Below are 23,896 nucleotides of genomic sequence, written 5' to 3' on the forward strand. Positions count from 1 at the left end.
CCCGGTCCGAGAGGCAAGCCCTCTCGGACCGGGAAAACTCACGCTCCGGGGGGCTGCGAACCGCTGGCGGATGCGATCTTGATGTGGTGAGATTTCGGCATCATCCCCGCTGATACCCCCTTTCTGGAGAACGTGTGCGATCCCCCCGCGCCCTGATTCCCCTCCTCTCGATCTGCGCGGCCGCGGCGGTGGTCGTCGCCGCGGGCGCCGGTGCCGCGATCGACGGCCTGCCGGGCGGCGGGCCCGCGCACGCCGACGGGGCGCGCGATGTCCCCGCGGTGACGATCAACGCGATGACGTGGAACGTGTGCGGGGCGCCGCGTCCGGGGTGCCCGCTCGGGGAGCGGCCGGACGAGCTGACGCGGCGGATCACGACCCGGATGAACGCGACGGAGGTCGGGGGGCGGACCGTCAAGACGAACGCCGTGTTCCTCCAGGACGTCTGCTCCGGGCAGGTCCAGGCCCTCAAGCGGACCGGACGGTTCGCCAAGTGGAGCTGGGCGTTCGCGCCGTTCGCCGAGGGACCCGCCTGCGCGGGCGGGCAGGGGCGGCCCGGTGTGGCCGTGGGCGTCGGGGCGCCGATGGAGGGCGTCCGCACGTCCCGGCTGCCGTCGCCCTCCTCCGCCGGACGGTCGGCGGTGTGCGGCGACGTCCCGTCCTGGAACACGCGGGTCTGCGGCACGCAGTTCAGCACCAGGGCCGAGGACCCGGACGGCACGTGGCGGCGGAAGCAGGCGCAGGAGTTGGTGTCGATCGCCGGTTCGGGTGCGCGCGTTGTCCTCGGGGGCGACCTCACCGACGGCCCGGAGGACCCGGCACTCGACCCGCTGTACAGCGCCTACGCGGAGTGCGACCAGAGCGCGACCGCCCGCACCGGGGCGAAGACCGTCCAGGACTGGCGGGGGCAGCCCCTGCGCAAGGCCGACTACCTGTTCATCACCAAGGACACGGGCACGTCCAGCAGCGTGCCCGACACGGCCGTCACCTCGTCCGACCACCGGCCGCTGTCGGCGGTGATCCGGTTCCGGCAGCCGTGAGGCCCCGGACCAGGGCGGCGATCGGTACCAGCGGGTAGAGCAGCAGGAACAGGTTGGGCAGCCACCAGGAGAGGCTGACGTCGGCGCGGATCGTCCAGTAGGAGATCGCCTGGAGGCCCGACACCGACGTCAGCGTGAGCGAGACGATCGTCAGCGGACGCCAGGCCGGGACGCCCCGGCGGGCCAGTGCCAGCGCGGTCAGTCCGGTGCCGCTCACCAGGAGGTCGAGGGGCAGGAACGACCAGTTCCAGGCCGCGACGAGGTCGTTCTCGTAGTCCTTGAACAGCGACTCGGCCGGGAGCACGTGCAGCGCCGTGATCACCCAGTAGAGGACGAAGCCGACGTCGGTGACGAGCATCAGCGTCTTCAGCGTGCGGCTGGGGTGTGTGGCGATTTGATCCCGTGTCCGGTTCGCCGCCGGGCTCGGGGCTGGTTTTTCCGTAACCATGGTTACGTAACCTGCATGATGTAACCTGCGATGTCAATGCCGAAGGTTGTAGATCACGAGGGCCGCCGCCGCGACATCACCGCTGCGGCGTGCCGGGTCATCGCCGAGTCCGGGCTGGCCGGGGCCACGATGCGCGACATCGCCGGTGCGGCCGGATGCACCACCGGCATGGTCATGCACTACTTCCGCAGCAAGGACGAGGTGCTGGTGGCGGCCCTGAACTCGGTGAGCCAGGCCGTCGCCGACCGCGTCGCCGCGCTGGCCGCCGATCCGTCGACCGGCATCGAGACGCTGCTCTGCGAGTGCCTGCCCATGGACGATCGCCGCCGCCTCGAATGGCTGGTGTGGATCGCGTTCTGGGGGTCCGCCGCGCACGACCCGGCCCTGGCGGAGGAACAGCGCGACCGCTACCGGACGTGGCGGGAGGCGCTCCAACTCGTCCTGGAGACGGCGGGCCACCCGCCCGGGGCGCGGGTGGAGGAAGCCGCCGAGACCCTCATGACGGCGGTGGACGGCATCGGCATCCAGGCCGTGTTCGATCCCAGCCGGTGGCCGCCCGAACGGCAGGCGCGGCGGCTGCGGTGGCAGGTGGCGCACGTCCTGGCAGACCTGGCCGAGCCCGACAGGGTGCTCTAGCGGACGGGGCGGTCTTCGTCGCGCCAGTAGGGGGCGCGCAGCTCGCGCTTGAGGATCTTGCCGGTGGGGTTGCGGGGGACCGCGTCGCGGCGCTCGACCGACGTCGGGCACTTGAAGTGGGCGAGCCGCGCGCGGCAGTGCTCGATGAGCTCCTCGTCGGTCACGTCCCCGGTGAGGACGACGATCGCCTTCGGGGTCTCGCCCCAGCGCTCGTCCGGGACGCCGATGACCGCGCAGTCGCTGACCGCCGGGTGGCTCATCAGCGCGTTCTCGACCTCGGCGGGGTAGATGTTCTCACCGCCGGAGATGATCATGTCTTTGACGCGGTCGTGGATGTAGAGGTAGCCGTCCTCGTCGAGGTATCCGGCGTCGCCCGTCCGGAGCCAGCCGCCGGGCAGCAGCGTGGACGTGGTCGCCTCGGGCAGCCTCCAGTAGCCCTTCATGTTCTGCGGCGTCCGGCACAGGATCTCGCCGACCTCGCCCGTCGGCAGGTCGGCCAGCGTCACGGGATCGACGACCCGCAGGTCACAGCCCTGGTTGGGGAGCCCGGCGCTGCGTAGCCTGCGCGGATTCGGGCCGGTCAGGTCGTGGTCGGCGGCGGGCAGCATCGTGATCGCGCCGGTCGTCTCGGTGAGCCCGTAGACCTGGATGAACCCGGTGTGCGGCAGCATCGCCATCGCGCCGCGCAGGACGTCCTCGCTGATCGGCGACGCCCCGTACAGCATGATCCGCAGGCTGGACAGGTCCGCCTCCGCGACCGCCGGGACCAGCGGCATGAACTGGAGCAGCACCGGGACGAGGAACAGGTGCGTCACGCGATGCCGCTCGACCGCCTGGGCGATGGCGGTCGGGTCCGGGTCGCGGTTCAGCACCGCCGTGATCCCGTCGTAGATCACGCAGATGCTGAGGGCGTGCCCCGCGACGTGGTACATCGGCATCGCGATCGCCATCACGGACGCGTCGTCGAGGTCCCACGCGTCGTGGATCAGCGGGAGCACGGAGAGGAAGTTGTCGTGCGTCAGCATCACGCCCTTGGGCAGGCCCGTGGTGCCGGACGAGTAGAGCTGGACGAACACGTCCGAGGTGGCCGTCTCGGGTAAGGGCGTCGCGGACGCCTCGTCCAACCAGGTGGAGTAGTCGAGGTAGGCGCCGCCGGGCGGCCCGCCGATGACGATGAGGTGGGTCGTGTGCTCGAGTCTGCCCGCGACCGCGTCTAAGACCGCGACGAACTCGGGGCCGACGATGAGCGCCTTGGCCCGCGCGTCGTTGACGATGTAGGCGACCTCGTCCGGGGCCAGCCGGTAGTTCACCGGTACCTGGACGGCCCCGGCCCGCGCCGCGCCGAACAGTTGCTCGGCGTACTCCAGGGAGTTCTTGTCGAGGATCGCGACGCGGTCGCCGTGGCCGACACCGGACGCGGCCAGTGCGGCCGCGACCCGGTCGGCGCGCCGGTCGAAGTCACCGTAGGTGCATCGGACGTCGCCCGTGATGAGGGCGACGCGATCGGGGTGCAGCTCCGCGCGCTCGCGGAGCACGTCGGTCAGGCCCGCCACGCTGGTCCCTTCGCCGATGACCGCCTGCTTGTCCCGGCATCATGAGGGCAACGGCGGGCCCGGGCAAGGGGCCGGGCCGCCTTACAGCCGGCTCTTCGACTTGGAGATGAGGGTCACCGCCAGGACGACGAGCACGGCGACGAAACCGATGAAGAAGAACAGCTTCAGCATGGAGATGAGGGCGCCGACCACGCTCACCGCGAGCCAGATCGCGAGTACGACGCCGATGATCGCCAGGATTGTCTTACCCATGGGTCTCACGTTATTGGGTCGAACATGAATCGGCATCACACTATGGGACGAGCCGGAAAGTACTAGACCCCGCCGTACGGCGGACCACCACCCTGAGGCGCCCCGGGGGCGCCACCCTGAGGCGGGAAATGTCCCATGGGCGGCTGGTAGGGCTGTCCCGGGGGCCCGTAGGCGGGTGGCTGGCCAGGCACGGGCGGCTGCCCCGGCATGAGCGGTTGCCCTGGGACGGGAGGCGCGCCCGCGAAGGGCGGCTGGCCTGGCACGGGCGGCTGGCCCGGCGGGGGCGGTTGGAACTGCGGGTGCCCGTATCCGGGCTGGGCGCCGAACGCGGGCGTGGGTGCGGGTCGTCGCGGCGCCGTGTTGCCCGAGACCATCACCACGCGCAGCCCGGCGATCGCCCCGGCCGCGACGATCGCCAGCAGGTCCCAGCCCTCGAAGTGCGGCTTGAGGATGAAGTTGATCTCCTCCCCGTCCGGCATGCCGTAGCCCTGGGTGACGGGGTAGAGGATCACGCCGATCCGCTGCCCCACGTACAGGGCGACGTAGCCGGAGATCGCCGCGACGACCGGCGTGACCGGGTCGCGCGGGCGGGCGATCAGCGTCCCGAGCGCGGTGAAGACACCGACGAGCAGGCACTCGAACGCGTAGTAGCCCGTCGAGATCCGCAGGCTCCGCAGCGCCGGCGACTCGTAGATGCGGGCATAGGTCATGACGAGGGCGATCCCGGTGGCGACCGCGCCGCCGACGAGGACGAGGGCGACGGCTCCGGCTATGGGGGTCGCGGTACGAGATGGCGCCATTCGCTCATTAAAGCGACGATCGTCGCCGATGGCGACGCGATGGCAGCGTCCCGCCACCCGATTCCTTACGGAGTGGTGACGCGATCGGTTGAAACGGTAAGCGGCCCCGTAGCGTGAAAGCGTGATCTGCCTGCGCATGCCCGTACCGGGACCGGCCCGATGACCCACCCCGGACGTGTCCTCGTGGTCGACGACGATCCGACGGTGGCCGAAGTGGTCGCGCGCTATCTGGCCCGCGACGGCCACGACGTCGAGTGCGTCGCGGACGGGAACACGGCGCTGCGCACGGCCCGCGACCGTCCGCCCGACCTCGTCGTCCTCGACCTCATGCTCCCCGGCATGGACGGCCTGGAGGTGTGCCGGCGGCTGCGCGAGACCTCGGCCGTCCCGATCGTGATGCTCACCGCGCTCGGCACCGAGACCGACCGTCTCGTCGGGCTGGAGACCGGCGCGGACGACTACGTGACCAAGCCGTTCAGCCCGCGTGAGCTGGCGCTGCGCGTCCGGTCGGTGCTGCGGCGGGCGCGGGGGGCGGTCACCGCGACCGGGTCCGGCGGGCCGCTGCGGGACGGCGACCTGATCGTCGACGTCGCCGCCCACGAGGCGACGCTGCACGGCGAGCGGCTCGCGCTCACCGCCCGTGAGTTCGACCTGCTGGCGTTCCTGCTGCGCCACCCGCGCCAGGCGTTCACCCGCGAGGAGCTGCTCGAACGCGTCTGGGACTGGACGTTCGGCGACTCGTCCACCGTCACCGTCCACGTCCGGCGGCTGCGCGAGAAGATCGAGGACGACCCGACCGCGCCGCAGCGGATCGTCACGGTCTGGGGCGTCGGCTACCGCTACGAGCCCCGATGATCCCGTTCGAGGACCTCCTCTGGGTCGTGTTCTACGCCGCGCTGGCCGCGCTCGTCGTCGCGGCCGTCGCGCTCGGCCTGCTGTACGGACTGCGCGGCCGCTCGGTCGCGACCCAGCTCGTCGTCGTGGGCGCGGCGACCGTGCTCGCGACGATCTCCGGCATCGTCGTGATCTCGTTCATGATGCTGCTCAACGAGCACGACCGATCGGTCGTGCTCGCGGTGGTGACGTCGGCGGGGCTGGTCGCGATGGCGGTGTCGGTGCTGCTCGGACGGCGGCTCGTCGCCGCGAACCGGGTGCTGGTGGAGGCCGTCCGCGCGGACCGGTTCACCCCGCCGCCCGACGCGCACCTGCCCGCCGAGCTGGCCGAACTCTCCCGCGAACTCGCCGCCGCCCAGGACCGGCTCGGCGCCGCCTACGACCGCCTGGCCGCCGCGCACGAGCGCGAGCAGGCCCTGGAGGCGAGCCGCCGCGAACTGGTCGCCTGGGTGAGCCACGACCTGCGCACCCCCCTCGCCGGCCTGCGCGCGATGGCCGAGGCGCTGGAGGACGGCGTGGTCGCCGACCAGAGCACCGTCCAGCGCTACCACGAGCGGATCAGGGTGGAGGTCGAGCGGCTCACCGAAATGGTCGACGACCTGTTCGAACTGTCCCGCATCCACGCGGGCGCGCTACGCCTCTCGCGGCGACGGGTGGGCCTCGCCGACCTAGTCGCGGAGGCGGTCGCCGGGGCGGAGCCGCTGGCGCGCGCCAAGGGCGTCCGGGTGCGGGGGGACGTTCGCGAGGGGCTGCCCGTCCAGGTGGACACGGGCGAACTCGGCCGCGCCCTCCGCAACCTCGTCGTGAACGCGATCAGGCACACCCCGAGCGACGGCGCCGTAGAGATCGTCGGAGACGTCCAGGACGGCGAGGCCCGACTGACCGTCGCCGACGCCTGCGGTGGCATCCCCGAAGACGACCTGCCCCGCGTGTTCGACGTAGCGTTCCGAGGCGAAACCGCCCGCACCCCCGGCGGCGGCGCAGGCCTCGGCCTAGCCATCGCCCGCGGCATCGTAGAGGCCCACGCAGGCAAGATCGGCGTAGCAAACGTAGGCCCAGGCTGCCGCTTCGAAGTACGCCTCCCCCTACACACATAAGCCCCCGCAAACGCGCCCGGCCCTCCGCGCGTGTGAGCCGCGCGTCCGCGCGCGTTAGGCGCGCCCTCGCGTGCGTGAGCCGTGCACCCGCGAGAATGGGACGGGCAACCGCGAACCTGAGCCGCGCCCGCGCACGTGAGGTAGGCGTCTGCGGGTGGGAGCCGCACCTTCGCGAGTCTGAGCCGTGCGCCGACGGGTGTGAGCTGTGCGTCTGCGGGTCTGGGTTGTGCGGCCGCGCATGTAAGCGGTGCGCCGCAGGCGTGGGCCGTGCGCCTGCGAGTGATGCGAGTGACCCGCGCCCTCGCACGTGTAAGCCGCGCGCGTTAGGCGCGCGTCTGCGCGAGAGCCGTGCCCTCGCGTGCGTGAGCCGCGCCCGCGCACGTGAGGCAGGCGTCTGTGGGTGTGAGCCGCGCCCTCGCGAGCGTGAGCCGCGCGCCTGCGCGTGTGAGCCGTGCGCCCGCGCGCGCGTCGGGCGTGCGTCTGCGCGTGTGAGTCGCGCCCCTGCGAGTGTGAGCCGTGTGCCGCGAGTGTGAGGCTTGCGTTCGCGCGGGTGAGGTGTGCGCTGCGGGTGTGAGCTGTGCGTCTGGGGGTGGGAGCCGCGCTCTTGCGCGGGTGAGGCGTGCGCCTGGGGTGTGGGACGTGCGCCTGCGGGGGGTTGGGCGTGCGCCAGCATTGCGGGTGGGAGGCGTGTGTCGGCGCTGCGGGGGTGAGGCGTGCCCTGCGCGTATGGGTTAGGTGTCGAGGGCGTTGTCGATGGCGCGGAACGTGGGGCAAGGCCAGCGCCACATGCACGCGCGGCATCGCTGGATAGGGTTGTCGGGGTCGCTGGTGATGCCGCCGGACTCCTGGGGGCGATGGAGTTCGAGTAGGCGGACGCCCAGATCGGCGAACGCGATGAGCTCGTCGCGCGCACCCGCTAGAAAGGCGAGGTCTTCGCGGGGGAGCCGTGCGCGGACGGGGACGTACCCATCCCGGTTCACCAGCCGGGACAGGTACCGCGTGGAGGCCCGCCAGGAAGTGGACTTCTCCGAGCGCGCACGGATCGTCTCCAGGCGCTCGCGGAGACGGGTCTGTCTGGGGTCGGTCGTTCGATCGGCCTTCATGTGCGGCGCACCCCCTCAATGCCGCTGACGCACGCGTCCAGCCTTCCCTACCGGAGCGTTCCGCGAGGGGGAACCACGCAGATCGGAGGGCAGGTCGTGAACGAGACATGGCCGACCACGAGCCGGAGGCGGGCTGGCGGGGCGCGGTCGGGCCGTCCCGCACATCTGCAACCGTGACATCACTGAACGTAGTACACAAAGCGTACAGCGCCGTCCTGTGGCGGCACGCCCCGGACACGCCCGCGCCACACGGGAGTTGGTGAACTGTCTGGCCCGCGCGGCTTCGGCGAGATAGTGTGCCGAACGTGGAGTTGAACGTCTCGACCGTGTCTCAGGGTGGTCACGCCGTCGTCACGGCGACGGGCGAGCTCGACCTGTACACCGCGCCCAGGTTGCAGGCGGCCCTCGCGGGCCTGCTGCGCGACCAGGTCAACCGCATCGTGGTCGATCTGAGCGGTGTCGAGTTCTGTGACTCGACCGGCATGAACGTGCTGCTTGCGGCCATGAAGCGCCTCAAGGAGCAGGGCGGCGAGCTCGAACTCGCGGCGCCGCGTCCGGCCGTCAAGCGGATCCTCCAGGTCACCGGGCTCGACACCGTCTTCACCGTGGTCGACGCCGCGCCGGCGCTCGACGCCGGCTGACCCGCCGACAACCGACCGGCGGCCTGCGGGGAGTCCCCGCGGGCCGCCGCGCTTCGCGTACCACCGCTGCGGCGAAGTTATCCACAGGTTGCGGTCGGTAGGGCGGGGGACGCTCGAGCGCACTACGATCACGGCATGCAGGACGTAGCGGTGATCATCCCGGCCAAGGACGAAGCCGACCGCATCGCGGCCACCGTCAGAGCCGCGCGGGAGCTGCCGGGCGCCGACCTGGTCATAGTGATCGACGACGGCTCCTCCGACGGCACCGCGGGCGCAGCGCGGCAGGCTGGCGCGCGGGTCGTCCGGCACGGCCGCAACCGAGGCAAGGGCGCGGCGATGGAGAGCGGCGCCGAGGCTGTCCGGCTGCTGGACGAGGACCGCGACCTGCCCCGCCACCTGCTCTTCCTGGACGCCGACCTCGCCGACACCGCGGGCGAGGCCGCCCCGCTGGTCGAACCGGTGCGCTCCGGCGACGCCGACATGACGATCGCCGCGTTCTCCTCGACGGTGAAGCTCGGCGGGCACGGCTTCGTCGTCCGGCTGTCCCGGGACGGCATCAGACGCGCGACCGGCTGGGAGGCCACCCAGCCCCTCAACGGCCAGCGCTGCCTGACCCGCGCCGCCTTCGACGCCGCGCTGCCGCTCGCCCCCGGCTTCGGCGTGGAGACCGCCCTCACCATCGACCTGCTCCGCAAGGGCTTCCGCGTGACCGAGGTGGAAGTGCCCCTCGCCCACCGCGCCACCGGCACCGACTGGCACGCCCAACTGCACCGCGCCCGCCAGTTCCGCGACGTGGCCCGCGCCCTCGCCGTCCGCGAACCGGCCATAGCCACCCAGCTGGCCCGCCTCCGAAACCGCCCCCGATGACCCATCCCACCCCCCACCCCCCGACCACCTCCCACGCCCCCGACACAGCGGCCGCCACTGACGATCTAGCCGCCGCTCCCAGGATGAGCGCTGCTCAGAGGACGGCCGCCGCTTGCAGGATGTGCGCCGCTAGAAGGGCGGTCGCCGTCCACGAGGTGGGCGTCGCTCGCGGGGGGTACGCCGTTCAAGAGGCGGGTGCCGCTCGCAGGGTGGTCGCCGTCCATGAGGTGTGTGCCACTCGCGCGGCGGGTGCCGTTCGCAGGGTGTGCGCCGCTTGTAGGACGGTTCCCGTTCGCGAGGTGGGTGTTGCTCGCGGGGGGTACGCCGTTCGTACGGCGTGTGGCGTTCGTAGGGCGGGTGCCGTTCACAGGGCGGGTGCCGTTCGGGCGGTGGGTGTTGTTCGTGGGGGGTATGCCGCTTGTGGGGTGGGTGGCGTTCGTGGGGTGGGGACGGTGCGGGGGGTGAGGGCTGTTCAGAGGGCGGGCCTCGATCGCGGTGTCGGTGGGGTGCGTGCTCGCTGTCGTGGGGCGGATGCCGGGGAATTGGTGGGGCGTAGGCCCGGAGTTGGGTTGGTGGGGGCGGGTTGTGGGGGAGGTGGGGCGGCTCGTGCGGGTGGTTGAGAGGGGGGTTGACGGGGTGTCCCGCGAGCGGGTGGGCGGTGTGCGGTGGGGGCGTGGGGGGCTGTGCGGGATTGGGGTTGCGCTGGTTTGTTTTTTTGTGGTGGGGGTGTTGGGGCCTTCGGCGTTTGAGGCGAGGCTGGCGGGGGGGAGTGGGGAGCCGCCTTATTCGTTGAGTGTTCATCCATCGCCGTATGTGGTCATTGGGCTTGTGGTGGCGGGGATCGTGGTGGGGACGGCGGGGCTGGCGGCTTGTTTCGTCGCGGTTCGGCGGGGGTGGCGGGTCAGGGCGTTTCCGCTGGTGGTCGCCGGGTTGCTGGCGGCGGTGGCGTTCACGATGCTGCCGCCCACCGGGTCTACTGATCATTTGAACTACGCCTCGTATGGGCGGATGGCGGCCACCGGGCACGATCCGTATGTCACCCGTGCTGTGGATATGCCGCGCGATCCCGTGGCGGGGGCGCCTGAGGAGTGGCGGTCGGCGCCGTCGGTGTATGGGCCGATCACCACGGGGTCGCAGGCGTTCGCGTCGTGGGTCGGGGGCGAGTCGGTGCGGCTGACGGTGTTCGTGCTGTCGGTCATCAACCTGCTCGCGTTCGCGTTGACCGGTCTGATCCTCTACCGGACGGCGCGCGGGGAGGCGCGGCGGTTGCGCACGGCGTTGTTGTGGACGTGCAATCCGCTGCTGCTGTTCCACCTGGTGGCGGGCGCGCACAACGACGTCCTCGCGATCGCGCCGATGGTGGCGGCGCTCGCCGTCTTCTCCGGTCGCGGGCCGGGCCGGGCGCTCGCGGCGGGCGCGCTGGTCGGGGCCGGGGCCGCGATCAAGCTGCCGGCCGCGCTGGTCGTCGGCGGGCCCGTCTGGACGCTGCTCCGCGACGCCTGGACTACGCGGAACCGCCGCGCCATCGCGAGCCTGGCCGTCCTGGTCGGGGGCGCCGTGGCCGTGGCCGTGGTCGCGTACCTGCTGGCGGGGCCGCACGTGTTCGCCGAGGTCGGCAAGGCGAGCGACAGGGTCTCGCGTGCCACCCCCTGGCACCTCGTGGACGCCGCCTTCGGCCGGGGCGTCATCAAGGTCGGGTCGATGGTGCTTGGGTTGGGCTTGTTCGTCCTGCTCGCGCGTGCGTTGCCTCGGGGTGAGCAGGACGATCGGCGCATCGCGGCAGCGCTTGTCCTGGCGTGGCTGCTCGCCGCGCCTTACGAACTGCCCTGGTACGACGGGTTCGGCTGGGCGCTGCTCGCGCTGCTGCCCTGGACGCGGTTCGACTGGGTGCTGCTCGCCCACACCGGCGCGCTCAGCCTCGCCTACCTGCCCGCCCGCGCGCCGGAGCTGATCAGGCTGCCGGACGGGCTGACCTGGCTGTTCACGGTCGTCCGGCCGACGGTGATCCCGTGGACGCTGCTCGCGGTCCTTGTGGCCTTGGTCGTCCTGTGCCTGCGTTCAGGTCGAGCTCCAGCGAGCGGATCCCCGCCGCGAGCATCAGCGGCATCAGGAGGCTGAACGTGACCGAGAGGATCACGATGCCCGAGTCGTTCACCAGCGTCCCGATGACGCCCACGGCCAGCGCGCAGATCAGCGCCGGACGCATCGTGAGGCTGTGCTCGTAGGCGCGTTGGAGGAGGGAGACCCGCCACCGGTTCGGGCGCGCCAGCACGAAGAACAGGCAGCCGAGCGCGGCGGCGAGGGGGAGCGTGAACGGCCAGTAGCCGACGCTGCCCGCCATCGCGTCGAACTTGCGGGACACGACGTCCCACGCGTCGCCGTCCATGAGGTCCTGCCAGAAGCGGCCGAGGTGCGTGGGGTTGGAGCTGCGCGAGTTCACGTAGGAGATGAGCAGCACGACCGCGGCCCCGGCCACGCAGAACAGGGCGAGCTTCGGCAGTGACACCCGCCGTCCGGTGACCATCATGCCGAGCATCGCGAACGCCGGGACGAGCGCCAGCACGCCGCCGAAGTCGCTGCCCCAGGACGGCAGCCCGTCCACCGCTACCGCGAGTACACCGACCAGCGCGACGACGCCCGCCGCCGCGACCTTTCCGTTCCGCCAACGCCCCCCCGGCCTCGGATGCTTCTCCGCCGTCTCCGAATCTCTCTGTTCCAGTGACTCCGCTGCCGAAGTCCCAGGTTCCCGTGACGCTGGGCCCTTCTGCCCGGCTGCGCGGAGGGGGTATTCGGCCAGCCAGGCCGCCGCCACCACCGCCGCCGCCGCGAACAGGGAGAACGCCTGGTTGCCGAAGCCGTAGAAGCGGCCCGCGACGAGCGCGGTGTAGCCCATCAGCGTGTTGAGCTGGAGCGTCGAGCCCGTCACGACGTCCAGCGCGAGGATGAGGGCGGTCAGCCCGGCGACGATCAGTCCGGGGGTCACCGACGACCGCCGCCACGGGCCCGCGAGCGCCAGGCCCGTCATCAGCCCGGCGAACCCCAGGACCGTGCAGACCAAGGCCGGCGTCGGGTGCGGTGCCCGCCACCACGGCAGCAGCCCGGCCAGGAAGGACGCGCCGGGCGCGGACGCCGCCAGCAGCGCGATCACCCGGGTTCCGCCGAGGATGCGGGCCCGCGCGCGCGGGTCGCCGCCGAGGCGGCGCAGGGCGAGCGCGGCGATCCCGTAGAGCGCGAGCTGTGACGCGAACAGCACCCAGTAGAACGACGTCTGGACGTTGCGGATCGCCTGCGCCGCGACGTCGTCGTCCATGAGCGCGTCGACCCGGTCGGCGGTGGACGCGCCGGACCGCTCCGCCGTCCACTTCGACCCGACGGCCTCCTTGGGCTGCGGCAGCCCGAGCAGGTCCAGCGTCGTCGCGGTGAGGTCGGTCAGCGTGACGATGCCCTGCTGGCGGGTGGCGCCGGAGGTGAGCAGGCCCGGTCCGAAGCCGCCGCCCCTGGCGACGGCGACCCGCAGGTGGGGCCGGACGCCGGTGTCCGACAGCCCCGCGACCAGCACCGCCGTCCCCGCCGGGACGCTCGACAGCACCTGTCCGACGCGGCGGTCGACGGCGGACGCGGCGGCCGCGCGCTCGTCGTGCCCCACCGGGACCTGGTCGCCGTGCGAGTCGACGCCCGCGTCGAGGTAGGCGCGGAACATCTCGTCCACGTCGACGGCGGTGATCGCGCAGCGCGACCAGTCGGCGGGGGCGGCCTTGTCCGGGGACGGGACGTACCGGTCGACGTGTCCCGAGCCGTCGCCCAGCCCAAACACCGCGCCGGGGCCGATCGCGGTCGTGCAGCCGCCCGCCGAGTGGACGGCGTCGCCGAGCAGCCCGACCTGCGCGTGGTAGGACGTCCCGGCGTTGTCGCTCTTGATCGCGGGCCAGCCGGGCGCGACCGCCCCGCCCGCGGGCGGGGGACCGGTCGGGGACGGCTGGCCCGACACGACCGGCGCGGGGGGAAGCGCGCAGTCGCCGTGCTGGAGCCGCGCCCGCTGGCCCGCCGACAGCGTCAGCCAGCCGTCCGTCGGGCACGTGTTGACCTTGGTGGTGCGGACACTGAGGCTGCCGCCCGCCCCCTGCGCGGTGAGCCCCCACAGCACCGGCGTCCGCCTCGGGCGCAGGTCCTTCCACAGCAGCCCGGGAACCCCGATGATCACGACGCGTCCGCTGATCGTCGCCGGTGTGGCCCGTCCCGCCGGAGTGCCGCTGGAGGCCAGCGCCGGGCAGGTGAGCCCGCCCACGATCGCCGCGATGGCGGCGACGAACACCCCGATCGTCGTCCCCCGCGCAATCATGGCCCTCAGGCTACAAGAGGGTCACCTGACGGCGCCGAGCCATCCGCGAGGCCCCACCGGGAAGATCGCGAAGCGATGCCGCGTCCGCATAAGAGCACGCTCGGCCGAGATGGCGAGGAACACAGCCGCGCCCGCCGAAGGCACGGTCAAGGGGGCGAGTCGTCAAGCGACCCCTTCGGGCCGGACTCCAATAGCACAGCCCCAGGTGAGCCCCTTGGGCCGAGGCCTAATGAACACCGGCGGCTCCGCGAGGGTTCGCGGATGCATATCCTTCAGGCCGGGACGGCCGGTCACATTCGCGGGGCTTCGCATGCCCTCCGATGGAGGGTTCGATGTCCCGCTTAGGCCAGGATGAGGGCATGCGTGAAGTCAGTGGGGGACGCGGAGAGGACGAACTCCCGCGGTCCGGGAGACGGTGGGGCACGCCGGCGGATCTGCTGATCCTGCTGGCCGGGGTCGCCGTCGTCGTGGTGGCGGTGACCCCGATCGTCTCGCACTGGCTCGGCAACCAGCCCGACCAGCGGCTCGTCGACCTGGAGGTCTACCGGGACGGCGGGCGGGCGCTGCTGCGCGACGCGCCGCTGTACGACGTCCTGACGCAGCCGCCGCAGTTCCTGCCGTTCACCTATCCGCCGTTCGCGGCCGTCCTGGCGGTCCCGTTCACGCTGATGCCCTGGCGCGCGGCCCAGTGGACGTGGACGATCGCGCTCTACCTGGCGCTGGCGATCTCCGTCTACTACGCCTTCCGCGACCTGATCCGCCGGACGGGACGCTGGGCGCCGCTCGCCCTCGGCGTCCTCGTCGCGGCGATGGCCTGGCTCGACCCCGTCCGCGACCAGATCCGGTTCGGGCAGGTCGGGCTGTTCCTGCTGGCGCTGTGCCTGGCCGACTGCTGCACCCGCTCGACGCGCTGGCCGCGCGGCATGCTGGTCGGCATCGCGGTCGCGGTCAAGCTGGTGCCGGGCGTCTTCCTGATCTACTTCCTGATCACCGGACGCCGGGACGCGGCGGTCAACGCGCTGTACACGGCGGCGGCGGCCACGCTCGGGACGTTCGCGCTGCTGCCCTCGGACTCGGTCGACTACTGGTTCGGGGCCCTGCTCCAGGGCGGGGACCGCACCGGCGCCGTCGACGGCACCACGAACCAGGCGATCAACGGGATCGTCTCGCGAATCCTGCCCGAGGGCCCGGCGCGGTCGCTGGTGTGGCTCGTCCTCGTGCTGGTGATGGCGTACTACGGGTTCAAGCTGGCCCGGCGGGCGACCTACGCCGCGGACGCGCAGGTCGGGACCATCCCCGGCACCGGACGCGTGTCCGGCACCGACCACCTCGCCGCCGCCGACCCGCTGGCCGGCGCGAACGCCTACAGCCTGCTCCTGGCGGGCGTCGCGATCAGCGGACTGCTGTCGGTGCTGCTGTCCCCGGTGGGGTGGATCCACCATCTCGTCTGGATGATCGCGGTTGTCGGTGCCTTGGTCGGTGATGGGCGGGACACGCGAAGATGTCTTTTCGCCGCCGCCGCCTGGATCTATTTCCTCTTCCCGCTGCCGTGGTGGGGCACGAAGCTCATCGGCCCGGATCACTCGCTTTTCTCGGTGTTCTGGGGCCGCGTGATCCAGGACGCGTTCGGCGCCGCCGCGATCGGGATGGTCCTCGTCCTCGGAATCTGGCTCGTGAATCGCCTGTTCCACGCGCCGGTGCGCGAGGATCCTTCGCAACCGGAGGTCGAGGTGGGTACGCTCGCCCCGTGATGCTTGTCGCGGTGGCCGTCGCCGGCCTGGTCGCCGGGGTGGCCGGACTGACGATCGCGGTCGTGGCCCACAACCGGGTGAACCAGGTCGTCGCCGAGTGCGGAGAAATGCTGAGACGCCAGCTCCAGGTGGCGGACGGCTCAGTCGACGAGCGCGCCATGCGCGATCTCGCGATCGTGCACTATGACGCGCTCAAGGAGATGTCCGGTCATCGGTCGTTCTCGCTCGCGCTGATCAACGCCGTCGGCGACGGCGTGGTGCTCAGCTCGATCAACGGGCGGACCGAGACCCGGACCTACGCCAAGGTCGTCCAGGAGGGCTACCCCGTGGAGATGCTGTCTCCCGAGGAGAACCAGGCCCTGCGCGCGGCCCGGCTCGGCAAGGGGCCCGTCGTCACGATGGACGACCCGCTCGCCGACTACGGCAACGGCGACCGCACCCCCACCAGGAGCGCCTGAGCCCCGCGTCCCGGAGCCGCGTCCCGGGCCCTGCCCCGGCCCGCCGCTCGGGTCGGCGCGGCGCAGTAAACTCGGCAGTCCCAGTACTTTCTCCGCCGCACATCGGCTGCCACCGCCCGGGGGACCTCGTGACCGACGCCAGCAGGCCCGAACGCTTCGCCTATCTCGGCCCGCACGGCACGTTCACCGAGGCGGCGCTCCTGTCGATCCCGGACGCCGCCGGAGCCGAGCACCTCCCCTACGCGACCGTGCCCGCCGTGCTGGACGCGCTGCGCCACGGCGACGTCGACTCCGCCGTCGTCGCGCTGGAGAACTCCGTCGAGGGCTCGGTCCCGACCACGCTGGACGAGCTGGCCACCGGAGAGCCCCTCCAGATCGTCGGCGAGGTGCACCTGCCGGTGGCGTTCGCGCTGCTCGTCCGCCCGGGGACGGACCTGCGCGACATCAAGTCCGTCGCCTCGCACCCGATCGCGCAGCCGCAGTGCCGCCGCTGGCTCGCCACCAACGTCCCGGACGCGGAGTGGCACGCCGCCACCTCCAACGCCGAGGCCGCGCAGCACGTCGCCGACGGCCACTACGACGCGGCGCTCGCCGGGTCGTTCGCCGCCGCCCGCTACGGCCTGTCCGTCCTCGCGGAGGACATCCACGACGTCGCCGACGCCGTCACCCGCTTCGTCGCGCTGCGCCGCCCCTGCGCCCCGCCGCCCGCGACCGGCAAGGACCGCACGACCGTCGTCGCCTTCCTCGGCGAGGACCACGTCGGCGCCCTGCTGGAGATCCTCACCGAGTTCTCCGTCCGGGGCATCAACCTGACGCTGATCCAGTCCCGCCCGACCGGCGCGGGCCTCGGCTCCTACCTGTTCTGGATGGACTTCGAGGGCCATGTCGCCGACGCCCGCGTCGGCGAGGCGCTGATGGGGCTGCGGCGCGTCTGCGCGGACGTCCGCTTCGTCGGCTCCTACCCGCGCGCCGACGAGGTCCGCCCCGAGATCCGGCGCGGCACCCACGACGACGACTTCGCCGAGGCCGCCGCCTGGCTGGCGTCCATCCGCGGGTAGGGCGGAGGCTACCCTGCGAGGGTGGCCAAGGATTTTGATCTTTACGGGCGGGAACTGTGGGCCGGGCGGGCGCCCGCGTACGAGCGGGGCTTCGCCCGGATGACCCGTTACCTGGTCGGCCCGCTGCTGGACGCGGCGGGCGTCGCCGACGGGACGCGCCTGCTGGACGTCGGCACCGGCACCGGCACCGTGGCCGCCGCCGCCGTCGCGCGCGGCGCGAAGGTCTCGGCGATCGACGCCGACCCCGACATGATCGCGACCGCCCGTGGGAACGTTCCCGGCCTGGACGCGCGGCTGGCCGTCCTGCCCGACCTGCCGTTCGAGGCCGGGGCGTTCGACGCCGTCGCGGGCAACTTCGTGATCAACAATGTGGGGCGGCCCGAGGCGGTGCTGGCGGCGCTGCGCCGGACGCTGTGCCCCGCCGGACGGATCGCGCTGAGCTGCTGGGTCATGCCCATGAGCGGCGGGCTCGCGGTCGTCTCGAAGGCGACCGAGGCCGCCGGGGTGCCGTGGCCGGACGACGTCCCGCGCTCGCCGTTCCTCGACCACGGCGAGCCCGTCGCGTTCCGCCGCCTGATGGTGGAGGCGGGCTTCGCCGACGTGGCCGTCGAGGAGGTCACCTGGGAGCACGTCACCGACCCCGAGGAGTGGTGGGAGACCGGCGCGCTGGCGCGGGTCGGCACGGACGGCTTCATCGTCGGACGCCAGGACGCCGCGACCGTCCGCCGCATCAAGGCCGAGTACGACCGGCTCATCGCCGCCTACGCGACCCCGGACGGGAAGGTCGCCCTGCCCGCGCACGCGCTGCTGGCGAGCGCCGCCCGCTGACCTCCGCGTCCGCGCGAAGCGCGTTAACCCGCGCGCGGAGGAAGGCTTCAGGCCGGTAGCCTCGGGTCTGTGATTGACCTGCGAGCTCTTCGAGAGGATCCCGGGGCGCTGCGCGATTCGCAGCGCGCCCGCGGTGAGGATGACGGTGTCGTCGACCGGCTGCTCGACCTGGACGAGAGGCGCCGCTCGGCGCTGTCGTCGTTCGAGCGGATGCGTTCCGAGCAGAAGAGTTTCGGCAAGTCGGTGTCCAAGGCGCAGGGCGAAGAGCGGCAGGCGCTGCTCGTCCGCGCCAAGGAGCTGGCGCAGCAGGTGAAGGAGGCCGAGGCGGAGGCCGACCGGCTCGGCGCCGAACTCGACGAGCTGCTGCGCGGCGTCCCCAACCTCATCGAGGACGGCGCGCCCCCCGGCGGCGAGCAGGACTTCGTCGTCCTCGACACCGTCGGCGAGCCGCCCGCGTTCGACTTCGAGCCGAAGGACCACCTGGAGCTGGGCGAGGGCCTCGGCGCCATCGACATGGAGCGCGGCGCGAAGGTGTCGGGCGCGCGGTTCTACTACCTGACCGGCGTCGGCGCGCGCCTCCAGCACGCGCTGCTGAACCTCGCCATGGAACAGGCCATCGAGGCGGGCTTCGTCCCGATGTACCCGCCGGTGCTGGTGAAGCCGGAGTCGATGGAGGGCACCGGGTTCCTCGGCGCGCACGCCGCCGAGGTGTACCAGCTCCGCCAGGAGGACCTGTACCTCGTCGGCACGTCCGAGGTGCCGCTCGCCGCGTACCACATGGACGAGATCCTCGACGAGCTGCCGCGACGGTACGTGGCCTGGTCGTCCTGCTTCCGCCGGGAGGCCGGTTCCTACGGCAAGGACACGCGCGGCATCATCCGCGTCCACCAGTTCGACAAGGTGGAGATGTTCTCCTACTGTGACCCGGCCGACGCCCACGCCGAGCACCTGCGGCTGCTGGAGTGGGAGCGGGAGATGCTCGCGAAGGTCGAGCTGCCCTACCGGGTGATCGACGTCGCGGCGGGCGACCTCGGCGCCAGCGCGGCGCGCAAGTACGACTGCGAGGCCTGGGTGCCGACGCAGAACACCTACCGCGAGGTCACCTCGACGTCCAACTGCACCGAGTTCCAGGCGCGGCGGCTCGCGGTGCGGCACCGGGACGCGAACGGCAAGAACCAGCCGGTCGCGACGCTGAACGGGACGCTCGCCACCACCCGGTGGATCGTCGCGATCCTGGAGAACCACCAGCGGGCGGACGGCTCGGTGCACGTCCCCGAGGCGCTCCGCAAGTTCATCGGGTTGGACGTGCTGGAGCCCGTCAAGCGCTGAGGCCCGCGCGAAGCCCGCCCCCCGAGCGGAGGGCGGGCTTCGGCGTTTCCCAGAGGGCGGGGGTCCCGGGCCGTGAGCTGGACGGGGTCGCCTAGGGTGTGTCCCATCCGCACTGGAAGGTGACATGTCCGAGATTTCGCCCCGTGTGATCGCCACCGACCTCGACGGCACGATCGTGCGCTCGGACGGGACGATCTCCGCCCGCACCGTCGCCGCGCTCGCCCGCGTCGAGCGCGCGGGCCGGATGCTCGTCATGGTCACCGGCCGCCCGCCGCGCTGGATGACCGACATCGCCGCCGCCGTCGGCCACCGCGGCGTCGCGATCTGCGCCAACGGCGCCGTCGTCTACGACCTGCACAACGAGTCCGTGGTCCGCGCCCACGTGATCGAGCCGGACGTGCTCGCCGAGACCGTCGCACGGCTCCGCACGATCTCGCCCGAGATGAGGTTCGCCGTCGAGTACCCGGACGGGTTCGTGTTCGAGCGGCACTACGACCTCGGCGGCTGGGACGCCGAGGGCTTCGGCGGGCGTCCCGTCGACGAGGACGAACTCGTCGCCCGGCCCGGCACCAAACTGCTGGCCTTCCAGCCTGGCGCGGACCCCGACCCGCTCGCGGAGAAGGCCGTCCAGATGGTCGGCGACCTCGTGATGGTGACCCACTCGTCCGGACGCGGGCTGCTGGAGATCAGCGCGCACGGCGTCACCAAGGCGAGCGCGCTGGCGGAGCTGTGCGGGGAGCACGGCATCCCGTCCGGGGACGTGGTCGCGTTCGGCGACATGCCCAACGACCTGCCGATGCTGACCTGGGCGGGGACGTCCTACGGCGTCGCCAACGCGCATCCGCTGGTGCTGGCGGCGGTCACGCACACCACGTCCCGCAACGACGACGACGGCGTCGCCGAGGTACTCGAACGCCTCTTCCCGTGACGGCGGCCGCGCCCTCGGGCCGCGGCCGCCGCCATCGGCTCCGGCGCTACAGGTAGGGGCCGGACGTGTGGCGCGGGCCCGGCTGCTCCTCGTCCGGCGGGACGAGGCCCGCGGGCAGCGCCCGGCGCATCTGCTCAAGCTGTGCGCGCGCCGCCATCTGCTGGGCGAACAACGTCGTCTGGATGCCGTGGAACAGGCCCTCCAGCCAGCCGACGAGCTGCGCCTGCGCGATCCGCAGCTCCGACTCGCTCGGGATCGTCCCCTCGGTGAACGGCAGCGACAGCCGCTCCAGCTCCTCGACGAGCTCGGGCGCGAGGCCGTCCTCCAGCTCCGCGATGGACGACTTGTGGATCTCGCGCAGCCGGGCGCGGGACGCCTCGTCCAGCGGGGCGGCCTTCACCTCCTCCAGGAGCTGCCGGATCATCCCGCCGATCCGCATCACCTTCGCGGGCTGCTCGACCATTTCGGTGACCGACTTGCCCTCGTTCTCGCCGTCGCCGGCGCCCTCGATGGCGATGCCGTTCGGGCCGACGACGAGAACCTGCGGTTCCTTGTCAGACTGGTTCTTCGAAGGCTCGTTCATAATCCTCATCCTCACAGGGTCAGCAAGATCTTGCCGACATGACCGCTTTGTTCGAGCAGCGTGTGCGCGTGCGCCGCGTCCGCCATCGGCACCTCCCGGTCGATGACCGGACGCACGTCCCCCGCCTCCAGCAGCGGCCACAAATGCCCGCGGACGGCGGCCACGATCTCCGCCTTCTCCTCCGCCGGACGGGCCCGCAGGCTCGTCGCGTGGACGAGCGCCCGCTTGGTCAGCAGCTTCCCGATGTTCAGCTCGGCCTTCGCACCGCCTTGGAGGCCGATCACCATCAGCCGTCCGCCGGTGGCGAGGGCGTCCACGTTCCGGGCGAGGTACTTGGCGCCGATCAGGTCCAGGATCACGTCGTAGGGGCCGTGCTCGACGAAGTCGTCCTCGCGGTAGTTCACGGCGACGTCCGCGCCGAGCTCCCGGCAGCGCTCCGCCTTCTCCGCGCTGCCGACCGTGCACGTCACGTGCGCGCCGCGCGCCTTGGCGGCCTGGATCGCCAGCGTGCCGATCCCGCTGCCGCCGCCGTGTACGAGGAACCGCTCCCCGGCCGACAGCCCGCCGTGCATGAAGACGTTCGACCACACCGTGCACGCCACCTCCGGCAGCCCGGCGGCCTCGACCAGTCCCACCCCGCGCGGTATGGGAAGCACCTGCGCGGCGGGCACGGCCACCCGCTCGGCGTACCCTCCCCCGGACAGCAGCGCGCACACCTCGTCCCCGGCGTGCCATTGCGTCACACCTTGGCCGAGCTCGGCGATCCGTCCGGACACCTCAAGGCCCGGATAGGGCGGGGCGCCCTTCGGCGGGGGATACAAGCCCCTGCGCTGCATGACGTCCGCCCGGTTGACGGCACTGGCCGCCACCTCGATCAGCACCTCGCCCGGCTGCGGCGCCGGGTCGGGGACGTCCGTCCACTCCAGAACCTCGGGATCACCCGGCTCGCGGATCACGATCGCACGCATACGTGCACGCTACCGGCCGAGCCGCCGATGCCCGTTGCACGGGCAATGTCGATCTACGCGAGGGATGCGTGGTATTGGCGCACCGGTAAGCTGCAAAGGGGCCGTTTTGCCTACCTGCTCCGCAAGTGATCGTCGATGAGTGCCGAGGGAGAAACGGTGGCAAGGAACGAGCACGACGGGCGTTCCCTGGAGGAGCGGCTGGCCTCGTTGGACGCGATGAGCGACGACCCGCCGGGCCCGGCGAACCCGTCCGCCACCGCGCCCACGGGCGCGCCCGTGCCGCCCGCCCCGCCGTCCGCCACCGAGGACGAGACCGTCGCGGACCCGCCCGCCGAGCCGGCCGAGCACGACAATCCCTGGCTCGCCGCCCCGCCGCCCTTCCAGGGGCCTCCGGAGAGCTTCGGCCCGCCCCAGGGCCCGCCTCCGCAGGGTCCGCCGCCGGAAGGGCCGCAGGGTCCGCTGGGTCCGCCGGGCCCGCCGCCGCTGGGCGCGCCCACTCCCGAGCAGGCCATGCCCCCGTCGTTCCCCGGCCTCCCGGCGCCCCCGCCGTTCGAGGAGGGGCCGTCCTACGAGGGCGGGCCGCCTCCCTTCGACCCGAACATGCTTCCCGCTCCGCCGCCCGCCGCGTACCAGCAGCAGCCTCCCGCCGATCCCTCGATCCAGCCGCAGCATCCGTGGGAGAACGCGCCGCAGCCGCCCGCCGACCCGGCGGGCGAGGGCGCGCCGCCGCTGGACCAGCTCCCGCCCTACGGGTCCGACCAGTTCGTCGGCCCGGACCCGAACGCGCCCGCCCCGCCGCCGCAGTTCCCCCCGATGGACCCGGCCGCCGGGCAGCAGTTCGCACCCGACCCGGGGCCGCCCGTCCCGCCGAACTACCCGCCGGTGGACCCGAACACGGGCCAGCCGTACGCCGACCCGTCCATGGGCGCCCCGCAGTTCCCGCCGCTCGACCCCCACACGGGCCAGCCGTACCAGCAGGACCCGAACGCGGGGCAGCCGTACCAGGACCCGAACGCGGGGGCGCCGCCGCAGTTCCCGCCGGTCGATCCGAACACCGGACAGCCGTACCCGCAGGGGCCCAACGCGCCCCTGCCGCCGAACTACCCGACGATCGACCCGAACACCGGCCAGCCGTACCAGCAGGACCCGAACGCGATGGGCCAGCCAGGGCCGCAGGGCCAGCCGGGCTACGCCTGCGACCCCAACACCGGGCAGCCCTATCCGCAGGGGCAGCCGGGATACGGGTACGGGCCGCCCCACGGCCAACCCCAAGGGCCGCACGGCGCGTACCAGCAGATGCCCGGCCCGCCCCAGGGGCAGCCGCCCGGTCCGCCGCAGGGCAACTACCCGGCACAGCCACAGCAGCAGCCGAACCCGCAGGACGCGGAGAGCCTCAGCTCCGAGAACCTCCTGGGCGAGCGGCGGATCGCGCCGTCCTCGGGATGGCGGCGCGCGGTTTACAAGGCGACGGCGGGCGGCATCCACCCGGGCGAGTCCCAGGGCGACCTGCGCCGCAAGGACCTCATCGCCCGCGCGCGGACGACCGTCGCGGGCGGCCACCACCGGGTCGCGGTGATGTCGCTGAAGGGCGGCGTGGGCAAGACCACCACGACGACCGGGCTCGGCTCGATGCTCGGCACCTACCGCGGCGACCGCGTGATCGCCGTGGACGCCAACCCCGACCGCGGCACGCTGTCCGACAAGGTCAAGCTGGAGACGGCCGCGACCGTCCGGGACCTGCTGAACAACCGCGACAAGATCTCCCGCTACGCCGACGTGCGGGCCTTCACCTCGCAGAACATCGCGCGCCTGGAGGTGCTCGCCTCCGACCGCGACCCGGCGGTCAGCGAGGCGTTCAGCGCCGAGGACTACGCCGCCGTCGCGGTCGTCCTGGAGCAGTACTACTCGATCTGCATCACCGACTGCGGGACGGGCCTGCTGCACTCGGCGATGGCGGGCGTGCTCAGCCTCGCCGACCAGCTCGTCCTGGTCAGCTCCCCCTCCGTGGACGGCGCGCGCTCCGCGAGCGCGACGCTCGACTGGCTGGAGGCGCACGACCACGGCCACCTCGTCCGCAACGGCGTGGTGGTGCTGTCGATGGTCCGCAACAGGACGCGCAGCCAGGTCGACCTCGACAAGCTCCAGGCGCACTTCGAGAGCCGCTGCCGCGCGGTCGTCCGGATTCCCTACGACGACCACCTGGAGGAGGGCGCCGAGGTGGAGCTGGAGCAGCTCGCCCCGGCGACGCGCGAGGCGTACCTGAACCTGGCGGCCGTGGTCGGCGACGGGTTCGCGTTCCCGCGTCCCGAACGGTGACGGCGGCGGG

At 72.4% G+C, this 23,896-nt stretch carries 21 protein-coding genes and 1 pseudogene; 14 read left to right on the forward strand and 8 right to left on the reverse strand.

Translation table 11 applies throughout. The features are described 5' to 3' along the window. Window positions 1-134 precede the first annotated feature (134 nt). Window positions 135-1,037, forward strand: a complete 903-nt coding sequence (locus K2F47_RS36850; protein ID WP_242910861.1) for an endonuclease/exonuclease/phosphatase family protein — start codon at window positions 135-137, stop codon at window positions 1,035-1,037. Here the strand turns inward: K2F47_RS36850 and K2F47_RS36855 are convergent. Beyond that, entirely contained in the window at window positions 982-1,395 is a 414-nt protein-coding gene (locus K2F47_RS36855) for a DUF5360 family protein (RefSeq protein WP_242910862.1), read from the reverse strand. The two genes, K2F47_RS36850 and K2F47_RS36855, sit on opposite strands and share 56 nt — an antisense overlap. A gap of 126 nt (window positions 1,396-1,521) precedes the next feature. Between K2F47_RS36855 and K2F47_RS36860 the strand changes: the two genes are divergently transcribed. Further along, window positions 1,522-2,121, forward strand: coding sequence for a TetR/AcrR family transcriptional regulator (locus K2F47_RS36860; RefSeq protein WP_242910863.1), 600 nt, complete (start codon window positions 1,522-1,524; stop codon window positions 2,119-2,121). On the opposite strand, the gene K2F47_RS36865 is transcribed toward K2F47_RS36860, so the two are convergent. From K2F47_RS36865 to K2F47_RS36875, 3 genes are all read right to left on the reverse strand, one after another. Continuing rightward, window positions 2,118-3,674 carry a long-chain-fatty-acid--CoA ligase gene (locus K2F47_RS36865; protein WP_242910864.1) on the reverse strand — a complete coding sequence of 519 codons (1,557 nt, stop codon included), beginning with the start codon at window positions 3,672-3,674 and terminating at the stop codon, window positions 2,118-2,120. The two genes, K2F47_RS36860 and K2F47_RS36865, sit on opposite strands and share 4 nt — an antisense overlap. A gap of 81 nt (window positions 3,675-3,755) precedes the next feature. Further along, the gene (locus K2F47_RS36870; RefSeq protein WP_242910865.1) at window positions 3,756-3,926 is read right to left on the reverse strand and encodes a hypothetical protein; all 171 of its coding nucleotides are present in this window, start codon (window positions 3,924-3,926) and stop codon (window positions 3,756-3,758) included. Window positions 3,927-3,988: 62 nt separating this feature from the next. After that, complete coding sequence (locus tag K2F47_RS36875; RefSeq protein WP_242911092.1) at window positions 3,989-4,726, reverse strand: hypothetical protein; 738 nt, start codon at window positions 4,724-4,726, stop codon at window positions 3,989-3,991. 159 nt (window positions 4,727-4,885) lie between these two features. Here K2F47_RS36875 and K2F47_RS36880 point away from each other — a divergent pair, with 159 nt between their 5' ends. Continuing rightward, entirely contained in the window at window positions 4,886-5,581 is a 696-nt protein-coding gene (locus tag K2F47_RS36880) for a response regulator (protein ID WP_242910866.1), read from the forward strand. Beyond that, the gene (locus K2F47_RS36885; protein ID WP_242910867.1) at window positions 5,578-6,717 is read left to right on the forward strand and encodes a sensor histidine kinase; all 1,140 of its coding nucleotides are present in this window, start codon (window positions 5,578-5,580) and stop codon (window positions 6,715-6,717) included. Before K2F47_RS36880 ends, K2F47_RS36885 begins: the two co-directional genes overlap by 4 nt. 731 nt (window positions 6,718-7,448) lie before the next feature. On the opposite strand, the gene K2F47_RS36890 is transcribed toward K2F47_RS36885, so the two are convergent. Next, entirely contained in the window at window positions 7,449-7,820 is a 372-nt protein-coding gene (locus K2F47_RS36890) for a hypothetical protein (RefSeq protein WP_242910868.1), read from the reverse strand. A 305-nt stretch (window positions 7,821-8,125) separates the two neighbouring features. Here K2F47_RS36890 and K2F47_RS36895 point away from each other — a divergent pair, with 305 nt between their 5' ends. The 3 genes and pseudogenes from K2F47_RS36895 to mptB form a co-directional block, all read left to right on the forward strand. Then, window positions 8,126-8,461 carry an STAS domain-containing protein gene (locus K2F47_RS36895; RefSeq protein WP_242910869.1) on the forward strand — a complete coding sequence of 112 codons (336 nt, stop codon included), beginning with the start codon at window positions 8,126-8,128 and terminating at the stop codon, window positions 8,459-8,461. Window positions 8,462-8,596: 135 nt separating this feature from the next. Then, a complete protein-coding gene (locus tag K2F47_RS36900) occupies window positions 8,597-9,328 on the forward strand; it encodes a glycosyltransferase family 2 protein (protein ID WP_242910870.1) in 732 nt (243 codons plus the stop codon). Window positions 9,329-9,859: 531 nt separating this feature from the next. Beyond that, window positions 9,860-11,128, forward strand: a pseudogene (mptB, locus tag K2F47_RS41870) (polyprenol phosphomannose-dependent alpha 1,6 mannosyltransferase MptB); the annotation flags it as partial. A gap of 181 nt (window positions 11,129-11,309) precedes the next feature. Here mptB and K2F47_RS36910 read toward each other — a convergent pair. Continuing rightward, a complete protein-coding gene (locus tag K2F47_RS36910) occupies window positions 11,310-13,667 on the reverse strand; it encodes a hypothetical protein (protein ID WP_242910871.1) in 2,358 nt (785 codons plus the stop codon). 359 nt (window positions 13,668-14,026) lie between these two features. On the opposite strand from K2F47_RS36910, the gene K2F47_RS36915 reads away from it, so the two are divergent. From K2F47_RS36915 to K2F47_RS36940, 6 genes are all read left to right on the forward strand, one after another. Next, window positions 14,027-15,418 (forward strand): glycosyltransferase 87 family protein, encoded by a 1,392-nt coding sequence (locus K2F47_RS36915; RefSeq protein WP_242910872.1) that lies wholly within the window; start codon window positions 14,027-14,029, stop codon window positions 15,416-15,418. Further along, window positions 15,418-15,876 (forward strand): DUF4446 family protein, encoded by a 459-nt coding sequence (locus K2F47_RS36920; protein WP_242911083.1) that lies wholly within the window; start codon window positions 15,418-15,420, stop codon window positions 15,874-15,876. The genes K2F47_RS36915 and K2F47_RS36920 overlap by 1 nt, the downstream gene beginning before the upstream one ends. Before the next feature lie 128 nt (window positions 15,877-16,004). After that, on the forward strand, window positions 16,005-16,934 hold the full coding sequence (pheA, locus tag K2F47_RS36925; protein ID WP_242910873.1) for a prephenate dehydratase: 930 nt from the start codon (window positions 16,005-16,007) through the stop codon (window positions 16,932-16,934). A 21-nt stretch (window positions 16,935-16,955) separates the two neighbouring features. Then, window positions 16,956-17,762: a class I SAM-dependent methyltransferase gene (locus K2F47_RS36930; protein ID WP_242910874.1), complete on the forward strand. Its 807-nt coding sequence runs from the start codon at window positions 16,956-16,958 to the stop codon at window positions 17,760-17,762. 69 nt (window positions 17,763-17,831) lie between these two features. Continuing rightward, the gene (gene serS, locus K2F47_RS36935; RefSeq protein ID WP_242910876.1) at window positions 17,832-19,091 is read left to right on the forward strand and encodes a serine--tRNA ligase; all 1,260 of its coding nucleotides are present in this window, start codon (window positions 17,832-17,834) and stop codon (window positions 19,089-19,091) included. A gap of 124 nt (window positions 19,092-19,215) precedes the next feature. After that, entirely contained in the window at window positions 19,216-20,019 is an 804-nt protein-coding gene (locus K2F47_RS36940) for an HAD family hydrolase (protein WP_242910878.1), read from the forward strand. 46 nt (window positions 20,020-20,065) lie between these two features. Here the strand turns inward: K2F47_RS36940 and K2F47_RS36945 are convergent, their stop codons facing one another. After that, on the reverse strand, window positions 20,066-20,602 hold the full coding sequence (locus K2F47_RS36945) for a bacterial proteasome activator family protein (protein ID WP_242910880.1): 537 nt from the start codon (window positions 20,600-20,602) through the stop codon (window positions 20,066-20,068). 11 nt (window positions 20,603-20,613) lie between these two features. After that, window positions 20,614-21,570 carry an NAD(P)H-quinone oxidoreductase gene (locus tag K2F47_RS36950; RefSeq protein WP_242910882.1) on the reverse strand — a complete coding sequence of 319 codons (957 nt, stop codon included), beginning with the start codon at window positions 21,568-21,570 and terminating at the stop codon, window positions 20,614-20,616. A 156-nt stretch (window positions 21,571-21,726) separates the two neighbouring features. Here K2F47_RS36950 and K2F47_RS36955 point away from each other — a divergent pair, with 156 nt between their 5' ends. After that, window positions 21,727-23,886 carry a MinD/ParA family ATP-binding protein gene (locus tag K2F47_RS36955; protein ID WP_242910884.1) on the forward strand — a complete coding sequence of 720 codons (2,160 nt, stop codon included), beginning with the start codon at window positions 21,727-21,729 and terminating at the stop codon, window positions 23,884-23,886. Window positions 23,887-23,896: the final 10 nt, after the last annotated feature.

It is taken from the genome of Actinomadura terrae, assembly GCF_022751215.1.
Classification (GTDB): domain Bacteria; phylum Actinomycetota; class Actinomycetes; order Streptosporangiales; family Streptosporangiaceae; genus Spirillospora; species Spirillospora terrae.